This is a genomic window from Mesorhizobium sp. M1078 (genome assembly GCF_040318615.1).
Taxonomy (GTDB): Bacteria; Pseudomonadota; Alphaproteobacteria; order Rhizobiales; family Rhizobiaceae; genus Mesorhizobium.
Genome location: NZ_JAMYMP010000010.1, coordinates 107,878 through 127,903 on the forward strand (window position 1 = coordinate 107,878; position 20,026 = coordinate 127,903).

The window sequence follows — 20,026 nt, forward strand, 5'->3', positions numbered from 1 at the left end:
CGCTCTCTTGGCACCATCGAACTCGGAAAAAACCGCCGACTTTCCTGAGCAACTTCCTCTATCTCAGTCCATTTTCCCGGGAGATCCTCTGCAAGGTCGCAATTGCTCTTGGCAAAGCGCGCAGCTGAAGCCTTCGGACTTTCTTCCATCTCGTCTAGCTTTCACATAAATCCTTCCTCGAAATCGGTTTCTTCACGCCCGTGCCACGTCGGGCTAGGCTTCGATGGCTGAAGTCGAATCGTCGACCAGTTTCGTACCGGCCTCCGCGATCTTCCTGAACGTCTCGAAGCCGAACCCATGGACGTCTGGACAGAAAGACGAGTTGCCCGACCATGAAAAGCACGGCCCGAAGTCCTTACGGTTTCATCTCCACGATTGGCGATGTCACCGGGCGGAGACGGTCCGCAATGGCAAGCCCGACGGCGATGTAAAACAAATCGAGCCTCGACAGCACGTCCGGATCGGGGTAGCCCATGCCACGGATCGCTTGGCGCTTTTCTGGTGATGATGAAGTCGGCCAGCAGCGTGGCGTCAGATTTGCCTTCCCATAGAGCACGGATCATCCGCACCAGGCATTTGACGAACGGGGTGGCAAGGGCCGCCTCGTCCTCGTTGACAGCCGGGCTGACCGGGGCATCAGACATCTCGCCTTTTGCTCATTTCAGTCCTCTTCCTCGAAGCACGATGTCTTTTTTCTGGGGCGCCTACTTCGGGCACGCTTGCGCAGCCGACGCTTGGCTCGGCCCCGCTGATTCCACGCAATTGATGTCCCTCGACCTTGAACACGTCCTTGACTGCGAAGTCTTCCACGCGGATTCGCGTCGAAGATCGCTTCCGCCGCAATGCGGGAGGCCATGAAGATTCGAGCCTCGATCCTGCTGCAAACGTTGGACCAAGTGCTGCATGGACCTCCTTCCTGCGGTCACGCCAGGGAAATGGACGAATTGGCCAGTAAGCCATTTCGACCAATTACCCTTTTTTATCTTTCTTCCTCGGCCGACCGCGATCTGGCACCCTCGGGAAACTGTTTTGCCGAGCCGCAAAGAGAGCGCCGCAACAAGCCTTCGCACCCCTGTACCTGGCGAGGGCCTCCAGCAAATCCGGCAGATGCTGCTCTTTCAATTCGGCTGGGATAGGCTCCGCACCATCCAGCGACGTCAGTGCCAGTTCGACCAACTCGATCGCGCGATCATTGTTGCCGTTCTCGTGATAGTACCGGGCGACCGCGGGATAGGACCGGAACTTAGGACTGTCGCCTTGCGGGGGATTCAGCGCCAGGATGTGTTCGGACAGCTCCTTGCCCATCGCGAAGCGCTCAGCAGGGGGAAGGCGCGAATGGTCATTGGCCGGATGGAAAAGTTGGTCTAGCGCCGAAACCATCCAATCCTCGGTATTTTTGTCGATCGCGTCGCGAACCAATTGCCGCATCACGGGCAAGCCGGTCCACATGTCTTGGATTTTGTGAAGCAACAGATGCGCATGAGCCAGGCGGAAATTGAGGTCGTCCGGCATCAAGGCAATGCCCTCTTCGATAGCCCAGAGCGCCGTCTTCCAATCTTCCAACGTCACCGCCGCCCAGAACCTGTCATCGATCGGCTTCTTCAACGCTTGTCCGCGCGCCAGGGGTTCGCTTGTTGCGATCCGCTGCTGATCGGCCGCTTTCGCTTTGTTGCTGGTACGCCAGCTGCCGTTGAGCACTTTCGGCAAAACCTCACCTAGTTGGCTCGGATGACCGATAAAGGCGATGCAGCCGTCTCGGTCGACTACGAACGAGGTCGGAACCCCGACGCAAAAGCTGGGTTCCCTCCAAAGCTTCTTCATTTCGCCTGTGAAGTCGAACGCAATCCGATGATTCAGATCCGGGCACTTTTCGGCCAACCACGCGTCCAACTTGGTCCGGGCCTCGACGGCCGTTGGAACGTCTTCATCAGCCGCGATCCCGACGATCTCGAGTCCGCTGTCCTTGTATTTCTCCTGTAGCTGCATCAGCTCGAGCATCTCCGCCGCACACAGTTCGCACCAAGTTGCCCGAAATTCGACGATATAGACTTTGCCGCGCTGGAAGGTCGCAAGGGGCTCGCCACGCAGCCAGTCCTCCACTTTGATTGAAGGAGCCGGTGACCCCATCTGCAACACCAAGTCGCTTTCCAAAGCTGTTGCCAAAGGTCGCGTGACCTTATGCGCGAGCTTGTTCCCCTTTTGAGACGGAGCACGAGGGTTCGAGGAAGGGAGAGCATCGCTCGTCTTGCGCATCTGCGTGCAGTCAGCCTCAGCCAGTGTTGCTGAATCTCAATTCGCAAAGGCCGTGCCAACGCGCTCAGCGTGCAGTAAACGCTTGATTGTACTTAAAAAAGCTCCCGGGGCGACTAGGGCCGGTTGTACTAGTCGCGACATGTTTTCTGCCATTGTCAGGTCTTGGACACGCATCACCCGCTTCGCGTCGGCACAGAAGCGTGGCCACGGACGTCTCGACATATAGGGACGAACAGATGGACATCATGACTGCGTTGGCTAGCGCCAGCCACGTCATCACCGTCCGCCTCAAGGCTTGCTTGAGCTTGTTGCCGTTCCGGTCGCTCAGCGGAACGCCATTGCGATTGCAGGGGCCGCTCCCTCCGAGCATCGCCTCTGCCCTACCTCTTCCGCTTTGCGCTTGAATTCCTGGCTCGCAACGCCAGAGTTTCACGAAGAAGCCGGTTATGTCCGGCTGCGGGTCGCGAGTACCGTCATCGTCAGATGTGATTGTGGCGAAGAGGGCCAGGATGAATGCCGGCCTGTGCCGGGCCGGTGAACTCTCACGGGTCCTACTTTTGTTGTTCTGTGTCCCTTCGCAGGACCTACAGGGACCACATGGTGCGATGTGAGCGCTGTCGGAATTGACCGGCCTCAAGACCGCTCGGTCGCCACGCGGTGGGCCGGGCAGTATGAAAACGCCGAAGATGCGGCCGCCCCCGCCGCTGACCCGGCTACCATCCCAGGGCGATGACACGTGATTGATGCCACCGTTCGCGCCGAGGGCCGGCAAGAGCCCGACCGTCGGACTCGAAGGTCGGTGCCTTGGCCGCTGCACGGTCGTTGCCGTGTTCCGTTCCCGGCCAATGGTGAAGGAAATCGTGATAACGCCAATACGCTGAGGCTACGGTCCGAACGCGGCCTGCCGCGCTGAAACGACTCTTTTCTCGACCTGACGCCGGCTCGAGTATTGGTGTTGAGCGCATTGAGGACGCCTGGGCTTCTGCCCGGCCGTTTGTCTGCGCGTTACGGGTTGTCTCGGCGAGCAGCACCGAGCGCGTTAGGGGCGTCCGGGAATGTTCTTCGCGACGGCGCTTGCAAGTTGCTCATGAGCTTCGCGAAACCTGCTCGTTTGCGGCGACCTTGCTCCGACTTGGTATCAGGGTAGGTGATCAGCGGAGTAGAGCTTGGAACAGCATCGGTGCTACTTCAGAACCGGTCAGCGGGCCAAAAACAGCGGCAAAGACGGCTTGCCAACTATCCATCTCGTCACGCTTCCGAAGAGCCGCTCGCGGAGCCGGCGGCTGCCATAAGCGCCCATGACGATCAGGTCGGCAGACGTGTCGATTGCGTGCTGCGCTAGCACCGTGGCCACCGGTTTGCCACGGCTCGCCAGCCGGTCGACCGACACCCGAGCACCGTGCCGAGTGAGATAGGCAGCGATGTCGGCTCCCGGCTCGGCGCCGTTTCCGGTGCAGGTCGCCTCCGGATCGACGAGTGCGACGCGAACTTCCTCAGCACCGGATAGGAGGTCCAGCGCTTCCCGAACCGAACGGGACGCCTCGACTCGCGAATCCCAGCCGACCAGAACGCGCCGTGGAGACAGAGTCGCCTCAGCGCCCTCCGGCACGACAAGCAGCGGCTTTCCGGTATCGAACAGGCTGCCGTTGATAACTAAGGGTCCCAGGTTAATGTCGTCGAGAAGTGCGGGCCCGACGATTGTCAGGTCGTTGCAAAGCGCCCGCTGTCGCACCGCGTCACCGACGCTGGCCTGATCGCAGTTGGCAATATCGACATCATAGCACCGCCACGTGGCTCTCAGCAGTTTGTGAATTTCCCTGGATCTGTTTTCCAGACTGGCCGTGTCCTGTGAAAATCTCTCGATTTGCCTGTACCGTTTATCCAGTGCGGCAATGGCGTGTGCGCGTTGTCTGGGCCATTCGGGGATGCCATCGCCTAGCGGCCGAGGCGACATAACGAGCGGCGCATGCGATATAATCAGGACGGATAAATGTGCGCCGACCTCGGCGCACAAGCTTGCAGCTGTTCTGACGTCCCGATCGGAGTGGTCAGCTCCCGCTACACTGAGTAGGCTTTTCAAGGCCATCTGACTGCTTCCCCCTGAGTATGTCGCGCCGTAGCGCGTTTTCGAACCCGCAAGAATTGCCTTCAGCACAACGAAGATGGAGAGTGGCACCACTATCCGTACGTATTCAGTCGTCCGGCTTCTCGAGCGAGTAGCCGGCAGACCTGACGGTACGAATGACGCTACCTGGCGAGGCCGCCTTCAGCGCCTTTCTGATCCGGCTAATATGGACGTCGACAGTGCGTTCACCGATATGTATATTGTTCGGCCAAGCCGCGTCGATCAGCTCGTCTCGGCTGAAGACCTTGCCGGGAGCCTCAAGAAATTGCCGCAGCAGGTTGAATTCGAGAGGTCCAAGATGAATGTCGTGGCCATTACCTCGAACCCGGTGAGCATCGAGCTTCATCTCAAGGCTGCCGCAGCAGAGCCAACTGCCGTTTTTTATCCCGTTTGAACCCGGCTGTGGCAGCGCCAACTTCGTGCGTAGACAGTCAAGCAGCTTGGCCGGTGCGAAGGGCCGCACAAAGCTCTCGTCAACACCTGCCTTCAAGAGATCGAGGTGCTGGTTCTCGGCGCCGGGCGCGATCAACGCAATAACGGGCAGGCCGCCGGTCCGGGGCTCCCCCTTGAGCCGGGCGCAGATTGTAGAGCCTGTCGCGCTTGCTGGCCCGCAGTCCAGCACTACCGCCTGGAGCTCCCGTTCATCGGCCAATGCAAGTGCTTCCTTCACCCCGCCTGCCGGCTCACTCGTAAAGCCGTCCACTCCCAGAATGTGGCTGAGGAACAGATACAACTCAGCATCTTGCGAACAGATCAGGACCAGTGGCTTCATCAGCGCTACCCCGAGAACCAAATCGGCATCGACCGCCTCGGTTGAATGGGCTGGCCATGGCATGTCCTCAAGGCCTGACATGATCCCCTCGATCGAAAATCGGTTCCATCACGCCCGCGCCAATTCGGGATAAGCCTCAATGGCTGCGGTGGCATCCCCGGCCAGTTGGGTACCGGCGGCGGCGAGTTTCCAGAACGTCTCGAAGCCGAACCGATGGACGTCGCGCAGGGTCTTTGACAGAACGACCAACCGCCCGGCCGTGAAGAGCACGCGCCCGAAGCCCTCATGGCTCATCTCAATCATCGGCGATGCCATCAGGCCGGAGCGTTCCTCAATCGCAAGCCCGACGGCGGTGTAGAACTTATCGAGCCTCCACAGCACGTCCGGATCGGGATCGCCGATGATTGGAATTGCACGGCGCTGTTCCCTGGTGATGATGAAGTCGCCCAGCAGCTCGGCGTCCGATTTGCCTTCCCATGACCCGTGGGAATCATTGGCACGGATCAGCCGCACGAGGCATTTGACGAACGGGGTGGCAAGGGCCGCCTCGTCCTCGGTGGCGGCAGGGCTACCAGCGCCTTCAAACATTTCGCCCACTCCTCATTTCAGCTTTCGTCCTCGAAGGAGGGTTTCTGTTCAGCGACACCTGCCTGCGCCAGCACTTTGCGCAGCCAAGGGGGAGGACACGTCCTGAGCATCATCTGCGTGCGCAACAGCACCTCTTGGACGGTTTGGGGCTGCGGCACTTTGATCGGATGAATTTTTGCCGACACAAGTTTGGCTGCCGAAGGTCCGCCGATCGCCAGACAAAACAGCAGATGACAGCCCTTCAGTGCCTCCACCTTCGGGGTGATGCGGTCATCGCCCTCAGTTCGGTGCGTCCCGCTCTCGTCGGAAACGTCATCGAAGGCCACGGCTTCCACGAGATTCCACTCCTCGCGCATCACGTCGTAGACAGCAAAGCGCCTGGCCGACCCGAAATGGGCGTTGAGGTTCTTCATGTCCTGCGTGGCGATCGCCACGCGCAATGCGCCGGCTTGGCGTTCCGGCGTCGGTGCGTGAACCTCGTCAGTGACGAGCGAGAGGCGACGAACGGAGCTCATCTGGGATTTCTCGTTTACGGAGTGGGTCAGGCGCTTCAGGCGTTGGCGCGTGCCGGTTGGCTTCAAAAATGTTGGCAACCTCGAAGATCAGGTCGCGGGTCCCCTGGTAGAGGATTGTGAGCTTGTGCTGGCTGCCGAGCCGGTCGAAGATCGGGAAGCCGACCCGCATGAGCGGAATGGCGAGGCGCTGCGCCGCCTGGCGGCCGTGGGAATGAGTAACGAAAAGATCAGCGTCGGCGCCGAGAGCTTCCAAATCGCCGAGATCGCCAATTTGAACCGACTGCGCCGGTACTTCCTCCAGAATTTTCGACATAGCGGCCGTGGTGACCGCCGCCGCGATTTCGGAGCCCATGCCGGTGAAGAAGCTCGCGAGTTGGTAGAGTTGGTCTGGTTCTGCAGCGATCGCAATTTTCTTACCTCCAAAGTGGAAATGTCCGTCGAGCAACGCGTCCTGCAACTGCGCCCGGCGACGGCGTACCCCAGCCGGCGCCGCCGCGCCCGAAACCGCCGATAGGTGCGAGACGAACCGGTCTGCGTCCTTCAATCCAGTCAGCGACCGAAACAGCACGTAAGGTACGCCGGTTAACCTCTGCAGCAGCTCGGCCGGGCGGCGCATATGCTCACCGACGACAATGCATCGCTCGGCCGTGCCAAGCTCGCGGATATCCTCGACGCTGGTGCCGCCATAGGTGGTCGTGACCCAACGGTCGGGCACCGTACCGTCGAGCGAGCCGGCGACGTCCGGTAAAATCACCGGCTTCAGTCCAAAGCTCTCAACCATCTCACGCAGATGCTCGATGTCAGCCACAGTGAGGTTCCAGCCAGGCAGGATCACGATTTTCTTCGACTGCCGCGCCTGCTCGCCGGGCCGCGTAATCCTTTCGATCATAGCGGTGACAGCGTTGGCCCAGCCCTCTTCGATCGCGCCGTCGAAATCCGGTGTGTTGGCTAGCACCACCTCCGTACCCGCGAGTTCTTTGGTGCGCTTCAGCCTGATATTGGCGATAATTCCTGCGCAGTCTTCGCCCCGGGTTTCCACCAGCGCGGTCGTGCAAACCCCGATCAGCGTTGGCTTTGTGCGGGCCTTGAGGTTGAGTATCGCCTGTTCCAGATGATCCGCCCCGCCGAGGATCGTCGCCACCTCGTCCATCGCCGTCGTCTGCAAGGGGATGGCTTCCTTGAAATGTCGCACGAAGAGCACGAGGGCGAAGCTGGTGCACCCCTGGCTGCCGTGGAACAACGGCATCGCGCCGTCGACGCCAAGAAAGGCCAAGGCGGCACCCAATGGCTGCGATGACTTCAGCGGATTGACCGCCGCCGCTTTGGTCTGGGGAAGGATGCGGACCATCGACTCTCCTCAACACTCGCCGAAATTGCCGGCCGTCGTGCCTGCGAATTCCTGGACAACATGCAAGGTCGCGGTCTCGCTTTTCGTGCGCGGCAGTTCCTCCCTCACCGCTGGCTGGCAATCCCATGGTGCCGGCTCCCGCACCTGGTGCCAGATCGGGTTATGAATGGCGAGGTCGATCTGGCGTACGAGTTCCACCATGCCGTGATAGCCGGCGTAAGGATGTTGGCGCTCCTGGTTGATATCGAGCCAGGGTGTCTTGGCCTTCAGGGCGATGAACTGCGTGCGCCCGCCCGACAGCATGATATCGGCTTTGTGTTCCGAGAGCATGGCGTAAAGCTCGCGCGCCGCCATCTGCTCGAACATGTGGTTGTCGTCCTTGAGGATCTGCTTGATGCGTTCCTTGTCTTCGACGGTCGACTTCTTGACAGAGGTGCCGACGATCTCGATCCCGATCTCCATCAGCGCATGGACGACCGACCAGGACTTCACACCGCCGGTGTTGAGCAGCACGCGCTTGCCTTCGAGCCTCGGCCGGTAGGCGGCGAGCTTCTTCCAAGCGATCGCCTCCTCCTCTGCAATCAACGCCTCGGTGCGGCCGAGGATCTCCGGATCGGCACCCTTCTTCACCAGCAGCTGAGAGATCTGTCGGAGCGCTTCCGAGGTGTCGGTGATGCCGTAGAAGGAGCCCTCGAAAAACGGGATGCCCCAGCGCTTCTCCATCTTGCTGGCGAGATTGATGAGCGCGGTCGAGCACACCATCATAGCCGCCTGGGCGCGGTGCGCGCCGGCAATGTCGACGTAACGGGCGTCACCCGGAATGCAGGCGCGCACCCGGATCCCGAGCCGATCCAGCAGCGGCTTCACCAGCCAGAATTCGCCGGAGAGGTTGAATTCGGCAAGGATGTTGATGTCGTAAGGACCGGCATCGTCGGGCTCGGCCGTGCCGATGACATGCTCGAGCAACGCCTCGCCGGCAAGCTTGTTGCCAAGATTCTTGGAGCCGACGAAGCCCGGCGCATTGACCGGCACAACGGCCAAGCCGAACTTTTCCGCCGCGCGCTTGCAGACAGCCTCGATGTCGTCGCCGATCAGCGCCGTCACGCAGGTCGAATAGACGAAGATCGCCGGCGGCCCATACGCTTCCTTGATCTCGCGGATCGCTTTGAAGAGCTTCCGCTCGCCCTGCCCCATCACAACATTGAGTTCGGTGAGGTCGGTCGTGAAGCTTGTGCGCCACAGCGTTGGCCCGGACGAAGCCGCACCGCGGTTGTCCCAGGAATTGCCCTCGCAGGCGAGCGGCCCATGGACAAGGTGTGCGACGTCGGTGATCGGCTGCAGTACGATCTTGGCGCCATCGAAGGCACAGCCACCGGCCGCCGCTCCGGGGGTCAGTGGCTTCGAACAGCCCTTTTTGCGCGCCTTGGCAACCTTGTCGCGGTTCTGCTCGCAGGCGGGCTCATTGAAGACATCCTGGATTTTGGCTCTGAGCGAGGACATTGCGTCGGTCTCCAAAGTCCCTCGGGAAGACGATCGGCCAAAGCCGACCGTCAAGCTTAGCGGGTGAGGTCATACGAATAGTCCGTCACGCCCGTCTCGCTTGTCTCGCGATCGAGCTTGTCGAAGATCTTGTCCAGGATCGTCGTCAGTACGCGCAGCCCGCCTTGGTAGCCCATCAGCGCAAACCGATGGTGATGGTGGCGATCGAAGATCGGAAACGTCAGCCGGATCAGCGGCGTGCCCGTGTCGCGCTCCAGATACTTGCCATAGGAGTTGCCGATCAGCAGGTCCACCGGCTCGGTGAAGAGCAGCGAGCGCAATGCCCAGAGGTCCTTGCCCGCCCAGACTTGAGCACCCTTGCCGAAGGGCGATGATGCAAGCAGCTCCTTCAACTCTGCTTGCCACGCAGAGGTGCCGTTGGTGGCGAGGCAATGGGTCGGCTCGCCGCCCGTTTCCATGATGAAGCGGGCCATGCCGTAGACAAAGTCTGGATCGCCGTAGATGGCGTATTTCTTGCCGTGCAGCCAGGATTGGCTGTCCGCCATGGCGTCAACAAGTCGGCCGCGCTCCAGGCGGATTGCCTCGGGGATTTGCTTGCCGGAAATCGCGGAGACCTCCATCAGGAAGTCGTCGGTCGCCTGAACTCCGAGCGGGTAGTGGAACGAGGCAGTCGCCTGCCCTACCCCCTCGCAATACTCCAGTGTTTTTCGGGTGTTGTAATGCTGCAGCGACAGCGTCGCCTCGGCGTTGAGTGCCTTCCTCACGTCTGCGATCTTCGTGCCGCCGTCATACATGCGGTATTCGCCGTCGGACGGCGTGTCGAACTGGTCAGAGGCGTCTTGGATGAAAGTATAGGACACGCCTATCAGATCGAGCAGGCGCTTGAGTTCCCGGTTGTTGCCAACACAGAACCCGTCGAAGCCCGGAATGACGTTGATGGTCCCCTCGGCTTCCGTTCGCTCCTCGCCTTTCCAGAAATGCTCAAAAATGCCCTTGAGCGTGACGTCGTAGCCATCGACATGACTGCCGACGAAGGCCGGCGTATGGGCGAAGGGGACGTCGAAGTCGCGCGGGACCGAGCCTTCGTCCTTGGCGTTCTCGATGAAGCTGTGCAGGTCGTCGCCAATGACCTCCGCCATACAAGTGGTCGAGACGGCGATCATCTTCGGGTCGTAGAGTTGGTACGTGTTGGCGAGCCCGTCGACCAGGTTCTTCAGGCCGCCGAACACTGCCGCGTCCTCCGTCATCGAGGAGGAAACCGCCGAAGCAGGCTCCTTGAAATGGCGCGACAGGTGCGAGCGGTAATAGGCCACGCAGCCTTGGCTGCCGTGGACGAAGGACATGGTTCGCTCGAAGCCTGCGGCCGCGAACACCGCGCCGAGCGGCTGGCAGGCTTTGGCGGGGTTCACGACAAGCGCTTCGCGAGCAAGGTTCTTTTCGCGGTATTCCCACGTCTTGGTGAATTCGCCTTGGTCGGCAACGATCTGGTCCGGGTGAGGACATTCGAAATTCAGCCTCTTCTCGGCGAGCATCTGCCTGTATTCCGGCTCGCGGAACAGGGGCGCGTGGTCGAGAACTTTTTCAGCCGACTGCGGCATGGGTGGTTACCTCTTTCCAGCTGGCCCGCCATACGGCGGCACAGGGACGTCGAAACTTCAGATCCCGCGGACAAGCGGCCGCAGGCGTTCACGGCCTCCCGGCTTCCGGGAGGCCAGGGTTTCATTCGGCTGCGATCGCCGCCGACGGCTCGGCTTTTTTCTTCCAGGGGGCGTCGTAGAGGTTCCAGACCGGGTTGTTGATGGCCAGATCCATATCGCGCGCGAAGATGGCGAAGCCGTCGTAGCCATGATACGGGCCGGAATAATCCCAGGAATGCATTTGACGGAACGGTATGCCCATCTTCTGGACCGGGTACTTTTCTTTGATGCCGGAGCCCACGAGGTCAGGACGGATCCCCTCGATGAACTTCTCCAGCTCGTAACCAGTCACGTCGTCATAGATTAGTGTGCCCTTCTTCACGTAGTGGCCGGTGCGCTGATAGTCGTCGTTATGGCCAAATTCGTAGCCAGTGCCGACGATCACCATGCCCAGGTCCTCATATGCCGTGACGACGTGACGGGGGCGCAGCCCGCCGACATAGAGCATCACCGTCCTGCCTTCGAGGCGCGGCCGGTACTTGGCGATGACCGCATCGACCAGCGGCCGGTATTTGGCGATGACTGCCTCGGCCTTGGCCTCGATTTCCGGCCCGAAATGCTTGGCTATCTTGCGCAGAGAGGCTTCGGTCTGGGAGGGGCCGAAGAAATTGTACTCCATCCAGGCGATGCCATACTTTTCCTCCATGTGCCGGCAGATGTAGTTCATCGACCTGTAGCAATGGATGAGATTGAGTTTCGCCTTTGGCGCTCGCTCTATTTCGGCCAGCGTAGCGTCGCCCGACCAGTTGCCGACCACGCGCAGACCCATCTCCTCGAGCAGGATGCGCGAAGCCCAGGCGTCGCCGCCGATATTATAGTCGCCGACCACATTGACATCGTACGGGCCGGCCTCGAACTCGAGGTCCTTCTTCTCGAACACCCAGTCGCGGATCGCGTCGTTGGCGATGTGGTGGCCGAGGGATTGCGAGACGCCGCGGAAGCCCTCGCAGCGCACCGGAACGATTGTCTTTTCGTGCTCCTTGGCCTTGTTGCGGGACACAGCTTCGGTGTCGTCGCCAATCAGCCCGATCGGGCATTCGGATTGCACAGTCATGCCCTTGTTCAGCGGAAACAGTTCCTCGATCTCGTCGATGATCCGTTCCAGCTTCTTGTCGCCGCCGAAAACAATGTCCTTCTCCTGGAAATCGGAGGTGAACTGCATCGTGACGAACGTGTCGATGCCGGTCGTGCCGACGTAGTAGTTGCGGCGCTGAGACCAGGAATATTGCCCGCAGCCGACCGGGCCGTGCGAGATATGGACCATATCCTTGACTGGACCCCACACCACGCCTTTCGAGCCGGCATAGGCGCAGCCGCGAATTGTCATCACGCCGGGGATGGACTTGATGTTCGATTTGACCTCGCATTCGGAAAGGACCTCGCTTTCCTCGCCAGCCTCGTCGCCGCTTTTTGCGACGCTGAGGTGCTTTTTGCGGCGCTTCGCCGACTTGTCAGGATATTGCGACAGCACTTCCTCGATAAGCCTCGCATGGAGGCCACCGTCATTCTCGTATTCCAGGCTCATGGGACCCCTTTCAAGGTTCAGGGTGACGCCTCACCGACGAGGCGCCGTTCTTTGAAAGACGCACCAGGTCAGGCGGCGCCTCATGTCGGCAGCGGTCGCTACTGTGCGGCCGCCTTAGCCGCTTCCTTGACCTGAAGCTCGGCAAGCATCTGCTCGTCCGTCTTCATGATGCCGAAGTCGAGCAGCATGTCCTCGAGCTCCTCCATGGTGATCGGGGTCGGGATGGTGCCCTGGCCCGAATTCCCATGGATCTTCTTGGCCAGCGCCCTGTATTCCCCGGCCTGCTTGGAGTCCGGCGCATACTGGATCACAGACATCTTCCTGAGCTCGGCGTGCTGGACGATGTTGTCGCGCGGCACGAAGTGGATAAGCTTGGAATTGAGCCTGGAAGCCAGCGCTTCGGCGAGGTCGAGCTCGCGGTCGGTTTGGCGCTCGTTGCAGATCAGGCCACCGAGCCGCACGCCGCCCGAATGGGCGTATTTCAGGATGCCCTTGGCGATGTTATTGGCGGCATAGAGCGCCATCATCTCGCCGGACATGACGATATAGATTTCCTGGGCCTTGTTCTCGCGGATCGGCATCGCGAAACCGCCACACACCACATCCCCGAGCACGTCGTAGGAGACATAGTCGACGTCGTCGTAGGCGCCGTTCTCCTCGAGGAAGTTGATCGAGGTGATCACGCCGCGGCCAGCGCAGCCGACACCTGGCTCAGGGCCGCCCGACTCCACGCATTTGATGCCTTTGTAGCCGACCTTGAGTACGTCCGCGAGTTCCAGGTCTTCCACCGAACCTTCCTCTGCCGCGAGATGCAGGACGGTATCCTGCGCCTTCGCGTTCAGGATCAGGCGGGTGGAGTCGGCTTTGGGGTCGCAGCCGACGATGAGGATTCTCTGCCCGAGGTCGACCAGGGCGGCGAGCGTATTTTGGGAGGTGGTGGACTTGCCGATGCCGCCCTTGCCGTAAAAGGCGATCTGACGCAAACCTGACATGTAGCTTTCCTTCCTTCGTTCCCATTCATCGCGGCTGCCGCGACATGAATGCCGGTCGGGCAGCTGTAGCCGCCTCGCACCTAAGGTTCTCAAGACTCGTGCCAATTTGGCTGATCGAACCGAAGAATAATTTCACGGTTACTTTTCAGGGGTTTAGCTTGAGTTCCAAGAAAGGATCGTCGGAACAGCCCGTGTAGCGGACGCGACATTGGCGACACAAAGCGTCGGATCGCGATCCTCAGTCACCGCATTCGGTTGAACAGCATCGTTGTATTGAGGTGGACGAACAGCATCTCGACCCTCTGCGGGATGCTGCGAACTCTTCTGTGCCCGCGAGCTGACGTGCTTGCTCAACGCGTGTCCAAGTGGACACTCCGCCGACTTTGCGCGCGATCCTAGCATACCACCGATCCACGGCCACTAATCCGGGGCACGGGCGAATAGTTCCGCTATATCAGCAACCCGAGGGGACTCGGCTCACTTATCGGCGCAGGAGTTCAGTATCGGCGTCATCGCCTTCACATGTTCGTCCATCCGCTTGAGCACTTTCGCTGCGACAACGTCGCGCTCAGGCAGATGCCACCAGTACTCGTTGACGAGTTTGACCGTCTCGACCACTGCCTTTAGGACTGCCGGCTCCGGAAGCCTTGCGCGGTTCGCAAATGCTTTCCATCGCGGTGCTGCTAGCGCCTTGAACGAGCGCTCTCCTCCAAGCGACAGCGCCATGGCGTCGGCGGGAATATATGGCACAGTGGACAGGACGTCGTAGATTGGTGCAAGCGCCGGCTTGTCGCCGTTTCCGGGATACATCAAAGACCAATTCTTCAGGTGCATGTCGCCATTGCCGGTGATGACGCTCAGTGCCAGGCGGCGGACGAAATCGAGAGCCGCCGTAGGCGAGACGGCCACGCCAAGAGCCAAGGCTATGTCGTGATAAGCGGCCCCCTCATATTTGCGCGAGGGGTAGACACCGAAGACCTGAGCGAAATCCTCGATGTGTATCCTCTCGCCACCGGCGCCGCGATCGAAGCGTTTGACGAGAAGGACCTTGCCCTCCGACAGCGTATTGAATTCTTCGGGAACGCCCTCAAAATCGGACTTCTCGACCAGTTCGCATTCAGGAACCTCCATGCCGATTGCTGCTGCCAGCGCCAGGTTGGCGAATTCGTTCTCGGAAACGCCCGGAAACGCCGTCGAAGGGAACTTGGCAATGTACCGGCCCTGCTCGTCGTCCATCGGCAAGGTAAGGCCGCCGCCTTTTCCAATGTTCTTCATGACCGACAGCTTCATCTGCACGCCGGCAAGCGAGAACCGTGCCTTGGGGTGATCCTTTGAGCCATCCTTCGAAACCGTTATCGCGCCGTCACTGGGCAACGCCCGTACGGCTCCCGGCAGATCGGCGCCCAGTGCCGCTAAAAGATCGAAATCATTGCCTGGCCGCACATTGCCTTCGTGATGCCTTTCCATCGCCTCCCGCAATTTCTCCTCCGGCAGGAGGTTCGCGAAGAAAGCGGGCAAGGCGCTTGCCAGAGGCTTTGGATCTTTCCGCAATCCTCCCGTCGCTGCCCGGAACGACAGGCTGAGAACCGGAAAGCCGCCCGTCGCGCGGTAGGCATCATCGAAGTTGAACGCATTGAAATCGCCCGGCGTCCTGACGATTGTGCCGATCTTCACTGCATTCAAGAGCACGTCCAGTGACGGGATCGTCTTAGGTGCGCGAAAGACTGGAGCCATGATCGTCATCGTCAGGTTGAGAAACAAAGGCGGGTCGATCGTCATCATCATGCGGGCGCAATAGAGCCTGGACAGCCGGCACCATGGCTTGCGGAACCAGCATCATTTCCAGACCGAGCGCGCGAGCGATATTCATGAGCGTCGTCGCACGCGCGGCTGCGGCTCCCTTTTCGATGTCGCGATATCGGGGACGGGATATACCCGCCAAATCGGCGACCTGCTCCTGCGTCATCGCAGCGGCCAACCTCGCCTGCCTGAAAAACCCACCGATTTCCCGTAGAATTTCCGATTGAGAGTCCATAACGCAACCTATACGATCTATTCCAATGCGCGATGGTACGCAAAGGTATCTCATCCAGCGAGTACTTTCAATGCTTAATGATCTGTTTAGGTATCATATGTGAAGAAAATGATATGGAAAAAGATCAATCTTCCTCTCTCTTTAGCGCCGCGCGGCAACGTCGTTCCTCCGAGAACTGAACCGCACCGGGTTTTCCGGAGGCCGTTTCGTTGAGTCACGCGGCCATGGCTGGGTCATACAGAATGGCGTAGTAGCGTTCCTCGGCTTCGGCCGGCGGAATGTTGCCGATGGCCTCCAGCAGCCGGCGATTGTTGAACCAATCGACCCAATCGAGCTACCGAACTCGACGGCCTCGAAGTTGCGCCATGGTCCGCGTCGATGGATCACCTCGGCCTTGTAAAGGCCGTTGATCGTTTCGGCGAGAGCATTGTCGTAGCTGTCTCCGACGCTGCCTACCGAAGGCTCAACGCCGGCCTCCGCCAGGCGCTCGGTGTATCTGATAGAGTCGTATTGGGCGGCCTCTATCGCTGTGATGGATCAGCCTGCCCCCCTGCACGGGCCGCCGATCATGGAGAGCCTGTTCCAGAGCGTCCAGAACGAAGCTGGCATGCGCCGTCCGGCTCACCCGCCAGCCGACGATCCTTCGCGCATAGGTGTCGATGACAAAGGCGACATAGACGGAGCCCGTCCAGGTCGCGACGTAGGTGAAGTCGGAGACCCACAGCATGTTCGGCGCCGGGGCATGGAACTGGCGATTAACGTGATCGAGAGGGCAAGGTGCGGCCTTGTCGCTCACCGTGGTGCGGATCGGCTTGCCGCGGATGATGCCCTCAAGACCCATGGCCCTCATCAGTGGGGCAACGTGCAGCGGGCGACGTCGAGCCCTCACGCTGTAACTCCCGCCAGACCTTGCGAACGCCGTAGACGCGGAAGTTGGCCTCGAACACGCGTCGGACCTCATCCTTCAAGGCCATGGCCTCATCCCGCTTCGCCCGAGCCGACAGCCGGGAAGGATCGATGCGGTTGGCGACATGGTCGTGGTAGCTCGACGGGGCGATCGGCAGCACCTTCCAGATCGGCTCGACCCGATGCGGTTGCCACGTCCGAAGGCACGCCGGCGAGCACGGTTCATACAGCTGCTGTGGCCACCGTCCACCGGCTTTTCTTCGTAATAGGCCTAGTGCATGCGTCGCTGCAGACGGCCAACTGAAAGAACATTCAGCCAACGGCTATTTGACCTCGGCGCCGATGCACTCGACGGTGGTCCTATGAAAGAGACGGGCTGCTTCAGATGCCGCACAGCCTTCATTTAGCAGAGTCGAGTGATTTCGGAGCGCTGATTGGGTTTGTTTCGGACGGCGTCCACCCTTTCGCCCGCGTTCGCGGGCTGCCTGTAACCGGGGCACCGTGGGCATTTTTAGAATAATACCCGCTTAGGTAAATTCGAAGTTGTTTGGATTGACCGGTTAGCTCGGATCGGCCTGGAGCGTTCCCGGGTCGCTCAATCTCGTTCCAGAGATAGTCTTTGGTGAATGCGATATGAGCCAAGGAGCGGTGCGACCTGGGAGAGCAATTCGACGGAATATCGATGCCCCGGCCGCGGACATAACCGACAGGGGCTGAGATGACGGTAAGCGCGTAAGCTAGGCCCCGTGTCAGCATCACCAGAGCTGACAACCCTTGGACGGCTCGCAGCGTCGGGGACGACTATGGGGTGGCGACAAGGCGCAGCTTGAGGTGCCCAGACCGGCGCTTGAGAAGGCTCTAACTCAGGCTGGCTAGACCTCCGACCCGACAAGCTAACACAAAGACGCAACGCACCGTTCGAGTTTATTGCTGGCAACAAGCCGGCTCCCCAATTAGAGGATTTCCCGGCTTAATTTCCAGCGTCGACTTGACTGCAAAAGACTTTCGCTGGAAGTGTCGACCTAGATTCGGGGGGCTCCATAAAATGGCAAGCAAGGCAAAATCGCGGAAGCGCGTTGGAACTCTAGAAGACCGGTTTATGGACGCCGTTAGAGAATTGTCGGGGGGCGGAAAAGTGAGCGTTAAGAACGCAGCCCTTTTCAACAAACTGGGTTGGATAGAAGAACGTTACACGACAACTAAGGACCGTCTGAGGAAGAATGGACTGATAAGAGGAGGTCCCGGTGGGACTATGTCCCTCCCCCAAAATGCGGCTAGCCCCAGTCCCAAGCCTCTCAAGGCGTTTATCTCCTACTCGCATGCAGATGCGGCTATCAAGGTTGACCTTCTAAAGCACCTTACGCCGCTGAGCCGACTTGGTCTTGTCGAGGCTTGGCACGATGGCGAAATCGAGACTGGCGACAAATGGGCGGACGCCATCAAGGGCAATCTAGAGAGCGCCGACATTATCATCCTCCTGATAAGCGTTGACTTTATCAACTCGCGTTATTGCAACCAGATTGAGCTAACTCACGCGATGGAGAGAGAGGCCAACAACACGACGGTTGTTATTCCAGTGATCGCGAGAAATTGCCTGTGGCAGGAAGAGCTCTTCGGGTCTTTTCAGGCGACCCTCAAGGGTACATCGATCGCAAGTTTCAAGGACCGCGACGAAGCTCTGACTTTGGTCGCGGCAGATATCAAGGAAAAAGCCCTTTCCATGCTTGCCAAAAAGAACGGGGTTGCTCCTTCCTAGATGTGCAATCTGCACAACATCACCACGTCGCAAGAAGCCATACGCCAGTGCACCAGGGCTCTGCGCGACCATCTCAGGCAACCTGAACCGTCCATCGACATCTACCCCAACCAGCCCCCAACCAGCCCGGTCCGGTGGTCCGCAATGCGGCAGACGGGCAACGTGAAGTCGCCAACCTGATTTGGGGAATGCCGACACCGCTCGAACGGGTCAAGGGCAAGGCCGACTACGGCACGACCAATATCCGCAACCCACAATACGGCCATTGGCAGCAGTACCGTTGGGGTTGAGCATCGCTGTGTGGTGCCTGTGACGAGTTTCTCGGAGCCCAGCCCAACACCCGGCATTCCATCTCGGCCTCGAGCACCTCCTGCATCACCGCACGGAGCACTTCGTGCAATCCATCCGGGTTCGAAAGCAAAATGTCTTTGACGGCAAGCGCTGGCGGTCTTAACTTCAGTCTTGGTCATGGTGGCGTTCCTTCGCGGGAATCAGGTGACGTGAACAATCACCAGCCTGCCACGACCGCCCCCTCTCAGCGAATTTGCAGAACTCTCAGCACACTGCCGGGGCAATGTGGATCGGTGCCAAATTTGCATAACGCCAAGTAAACACAAGGGATTGAGGCTGGCTTACCTTCTCCGTTGCTTGCAGGAATACTCCTTCATTGCAATGGATTTGCGCCATCTGCTCCTGCCGGTCTCCCGCTGCACCTGGTGTTCCGGCCCTTTCAGGGGCTCGGCTCGATCGGCGTGACCACCCTGATCAAGCATCGACATAGCCGTCGAATACCGCTTTACTCTCGGCTGTCCAGTCGGGCGTGGCGGGGCGCTTCCCTGATCACGAAGCAGCACCCGAACAAGCCCGTGACCAGCGCGTCCCCGCTTCCGAGACTTTCTCACTCAGTAAGGCTATGCGCCCGCCGCCACCTGCGGGCTACGCCGGCATCAACCGGCGGGCAGATGGGCCGAGGGCAATAAGCGGGCCTGGCGCAACGCCCCCAGATCAGCCGAGCCGGTGCAGAAGCAGGCGACGGCCAACTGGCGGATGACGATCTCGAAATGCGCGACAACTGCCTCGGTGGATACCGTAGCCGCGCGCAGCACGCCGGCTGCCTGCCCGGCGATGTCCGCGCCGAGGCGGATAGCCTTGGCCACGTCGACGCCGTCGCTGATCCCGCCCGACGCGATCAGCTTCACCGCTGGCAGCGCCCGACGTACCGCCTGCACGCTGGCCGGGGTCGCAATCCCCCAATCGGCGAACGCCATCGCCACTGCGCGGTCGGCGGCATCGCGGGCGCGCTCGCCCTCCACCGCGGCCCAACTGGTGCCGCCGGCGCCGGCGACATCGATCACCGCCACGCCCGCCTGAACGAGCGCACAAGCCACCGAGGGAGAGAGGCCCGACCCCACTTCCTTGGCCACGATCGGCACGCCGACGCTACGTGCGGCGCGAGCGATCTGGGCCAGGACGCCGCGCCAGTCGCGGTCGCCCTCCGGCTGTACCGCTTCCTGCAGCGGATTGAGATGGACGATGAGTCCATCGGCCTCCAGTGCATCCACCGCCCGGCGGGCAAGGTCCAGGCCGTCGGGCTGGCGCAGTTGCGCGGCGCCGATATTGGCCAGCAAGGGAACGTCTGGGGCGAGGCGGCGCAGCGCGCGCGTCAGCCCCTGGGAGTTGCGGGATTGCAGGCTCACGCGCTGCGAACCGACGCACATGGCGATCCCCAAGGCTTGCGCTGCCTCGCTCAGATGCCGGTTAATGGCCTCGGCGCGTGGCATGCCGCCGGTCATGGAGCTGATCAGCAGAGGCGCGCGCATGGTCTTGCCCAGCAGCGAGGCGCTGAGGTTGATCTGCGTCAGATCCAACTCGGGCAATGCGCAGTGTTCGAAGCGAATGTACTCCCAGCCGGCGGCCTTGGCCCGTGCCGTTCGACTATCCAGCACGATGTCCAGGTGGTCGTCCTTGCGCCGGCTCAGGTTGGTGTCGCCGATGCTCGCTCTATCCGCCGCAT

General features: G+C 60.4%; 15 protein-coding genes and 2 pseudogenes. 1 reads left to right on the top strand and 16 read right to left on the bottom strand.

What is annotated here, in order from left to right; genetic code table 11:
* Positions 1 to 355 precede the first annotated feature (355 nt).
* From NKH38_RS33415 to NKH38_RS15875, 14 genes and pseudogenes are all read right to left on the bottom strand, one after another.
* Positions 356 to 475 carry a hypothetical protein gene (locus NKH38_RS33415; protein WP_502896627.1) on the bottom strand — a complete coding sequence of 40 codons (120 nt, stop codon included), beginning with the start codon at positions 473 to 475 and terminating at the stop codon, positions 356 to 358.
* Positions 476 to 969: 494 nt separating this feature from the next.
* Positions 970 to 2,139: a TlpA disulfide reductase family protein gene (locus tag NKH38_RS15815; protein WP_352762816.1), complete on the bottom strand. Its 1,170-nt coding sequence runs from the start codon at positions 2,137 to 2,139 to the stop codon at positions 970 to 972.
* 1,312 nt (positions 2,140 to 3,451) lie between these two features.
* Entirely contained in the window at positions 3,452 to 4,339 is an 888-nt protein-coding gene (locus tag NKH38_RS15820; protein WP_352762813.1) for a universal stress protein, read from the bottom strand.
* 106 nt (positions 4,340 to 4,445) lie between these two features.
* A complete protein-coding gene (locus NKH38_RS15825; RefSeq protein WP_352762811.1) occupies positions 4,446 to 5,231 on the bottom strand; it encodes a response regulator transcription factor in 786 nt (261 codons plus the stop codon).
* Positions 5,232 to 5,258: 27 nt separating this feature from the next.
* A complete protein-coding gene (locus tag NKH38_RS15830; RefSeq protein ID WP_031241596.1) occupies positions 5,259 to 5,738 on the bottom strand; it encodes a NifX-associated nitrogen fixation protein in 480 nt (159 codons plus the stop codon).
* A 17-nt stretch (positions 5,739 to 5,755) separates the two neighbouring features.
* Complete coding sequence (nifX, locus tag NKH38_RS15835) at positions 5,756 to 6,253, bottom strand: nitrogen fixation protein NifX (RefSeq protein ID WP_352762809.1); 498 nt, start codon at positions 6,251 to 6,253, stop codon at positions 5,756 to 5,758.
* Positions 6,219 to 7,601, bottom strand: coding sequence for a nitrogenase iron-molybdenum cofactor biosynthesis protein NifN (gene nifN, locus NKH38_RS15840; RefSeq protein WP_352762806.1), 1,383 nt, complete (start codon positions 7,599 to 7,601; stop codon positions 6,219 to 6,221). The genes nifX and nifN overlap by 35 nt, the downstream gene beginning before the upstream one ends.
* A gap of 9 nt (positions 7,602 to 7,610) precedes the next feature.
* Positions 7,611 to 9,101, bottom strand: coding sequence for a nitrogenase iron-molybdenum cofactor biosynthesis protein NifE (gene nifE / locus NKH38_RS15845; RefSeq protein WP_352762804.1), 1,491 nt, complete (start codon positions 9,099 to 9,101; stop codon positions 7,611 to 7,613).
* 56 nt (positions 9,102 to 9,157) lie between these two features.
* Positions 9,158 to 10,699: a nitrogenase molybdenum-iron protein subunit beta gene (nifK, locus tag NKH38_RS15850; RefSeq protein WP_352762802.1), complete on the bottom strand. Its 1,542-nt coding sequence runs from the start codon at positions 10,697 to 10,699 to the stop codon at positions 9,158 to 9,160.
* Between the two features lie 121 nt (positions 10,700 to 10,820).
* Positions 10,821 to 12,323, bottom strand: a complete 1,503-nt coding sequence (nifD, locus tag NKH38_RS15855; protein WP_352762800.1) for a nitrogenase molybdenum-iron protein alpha chain — start codon at positions 12,321 to 12,323, stop codon at positions 10,821 to 10,823.
* A gap of 98 nt (positions 12,324 to 12,421) precedes the next feature.
* Complete coding sequence (gene nifH / locus NKH38_RS15860; protein ID WP_352762799.1) at positions 12,422 to 13,315, bottom strand: nitrogenase iron protein; 894 nt, start codon at positions 13,313 to 13,315, stop codon at positions 12,422 to 12,424.
* 477 nt (positions 13,316 to 13,792) lie between these two features.
* Positions 13,793 to 15,049 carry a type II toxin-antitoxin system HipA family toxin gene (locus NKH38_RS15865; RefSeq protein ID WP_352498736.1) on the bottom strand — a complete coding sequence of 419 codons (1,257 nt, stop codon included), beginning with the start codon at positions 15,047 to 15,049 and terminating at the stop codon, positions 13,793 to 13,795.
* On the bottom strand, positions 15,024 to 15,350 hold the full coding sequence (locus NKH38_RS15870; RefSeq protein ID WP_023690557.1) for a helix-turn-helix domain-containing protein: 327 nt from the start codon (positions 15,348 to 15,350) through the stop codon (positions 15,024 to 15,026). The genes NKH38_RS15865 and NKH38_RS15870 overlap by 26 nt, the downstream gene beginning before the upstream one ends.
* A gap of 214 nt (positions 15,351 to 15,564) precedes the next feature.
* A pseudogene (locus NKH38_RS15875) lies at positions 15,565 to 16,435 on the bottom strand (IS3 family transposase); the annotation flags it as partial.
* 866 nt (positions 16,436 to 17,301) lie between these two features.
* On the opposite strand from NKH38_RS15875, the gene NKH38_RS15880 reads away from it, so the two are divergent.
* Positions 17,302 to 18,012 (top strand): toll/interleukin-1 receptor domain-containing protein, encoded by a 711-nt coding sequence (locus NKH38_RS15880; RefSeq protein WP_023727169.1) that lies wholly within the window; start codon positions 17,302 to 17,304, stop codon positions 18,010 to 18,012.
* A 346-nt stretch (positions 18,013 to 18,358) separates the two neighbouring features.
* On the opposite strand, the pseudogene NKH38_RS15885 reads toward NKH38_RS15880, so the two are convergent.
* Together NKH38_RS15885 and fni are read right to left on the bottom strand one after the other, a co-directional pair.
* A pseudogene (locus NKH38_RS15885) lies at positions 18,359 to 18,482 on the bottom strand (IS256 family transposase); the annotation flags it as partial.
* 477 nt (positions 18,483 to 18,959) lie between these two features.
* Entirely contained in the window at positions 18,960 to 20,006 is a 1,047-nt protein-coding gene (fni, locus tag NKH38_RS15890; RefSeq protein WP_352762905.1) for a type 2 isopentenyl-diphosphate Delta-isomerase, read from the bottom strand.
* Positions 20,007 to 20,026: the final 20 nt, after the last annotated feature.

What these genes read in the sequence shown, in the direction of transcription:
- NKH38_RS33415 (WP_502896627.1), bottom strand. Translation starts at nt 475, where the DNA reads ATGGGCTACCCCGATCCGGACGTGCTGTCGAGGCTCGATTTGTTTTAC.
- NKH38_RS15820 (WP_352762813.1), bottom strand. Translation starts at nt 4,339, where the DNA reads ATGGCCTTGAAAAGCCTACTCAGTGTAGCGGGAGCTGACCACTCCGAT.
- NKH38_RS15825 (WP_352762811.1), bottom strand. Translation starts at nt 5,231, where the DNA reads ATGTCAGGCCTTGAGGACATGCCATGGCCAGCCCATTCAACCGAGGCG.
- NKH38_RS15830 (WP_031241596.1), bottom strand. Translation starts at nt 5,738, where the DNA reads ATGTTTGAAGGCGCTGGTAGCCCTGCCGCCACCGAGGACGAGGCGGCC.
- nifX (WP_352762809.1), bottom strand. Translation starts at nt 6,253, where the DNA reads ATGAGCTCCGTTCGTCGCCTCTCGCTCGTCACTGACGAGGTTCACGCA.
- nifN (WP_352762806.1), bottom strand. Translation starts at nt 7,601, where the DNA reads ATGGTCCGCATCCTTCCCCAGACCAAAGCGGCGGCGGTCAATCCGCTG.
- nifE (WP_352762804.1), bottom strand. Translation starts at nt 9,101, where the DNA reads ATGTCCTCGCTCAGAGCCAAAATCCAGGATGTCTTCAATGAGCCCGCC.
- nifK (WP_352762802.1), bottom strand. Translation starts at nt 10,699, where the DNA reads ATGCCGCAGTCGGCTGAAAAAGTTCTCGACCACGCGCCCCTGTTCCGC.
- nifD (WP_352762800.1), bottom strand. Translation starts at nt 12,323, where the DNA reads ATGAGCCTGGAATACGAGAATGACGGTGGCCTCCATGCGAGGCTTATC.
- nifH (WP_352762799.1), bottom strand. Translation starts at nt 13,315, where the DNA reads ATGTCAGGTTTGCGTCAGATCGCCTTTTACGGCAAGGGCGGCATCGGC.
- NKH38_RS15865 (WP_352498736.1), bottom strand. Translation starts at nt 15,049, where the DNA reads ATGGCTCCAGTCTTTCGCGCACCTAAGACGATCCCGTCACTGGACGTG.
- NKH38_RS15870 (WP_023690557.1), bottom strand. Translation starts at nt 15,350, where the DNA reads ATGGACTCTCAATCGGAAATTCTACGGGAAATCGGTGGGTTTTTCAGG.
- NKH38_RS15880 (WP_023727169.1), top strand. Translation starts at nt 17,302, where the DNA reads ATGGCAAGCAAGGCAAAATCGCGGAAGCGCGTTGGAACTCTAGAAGAC.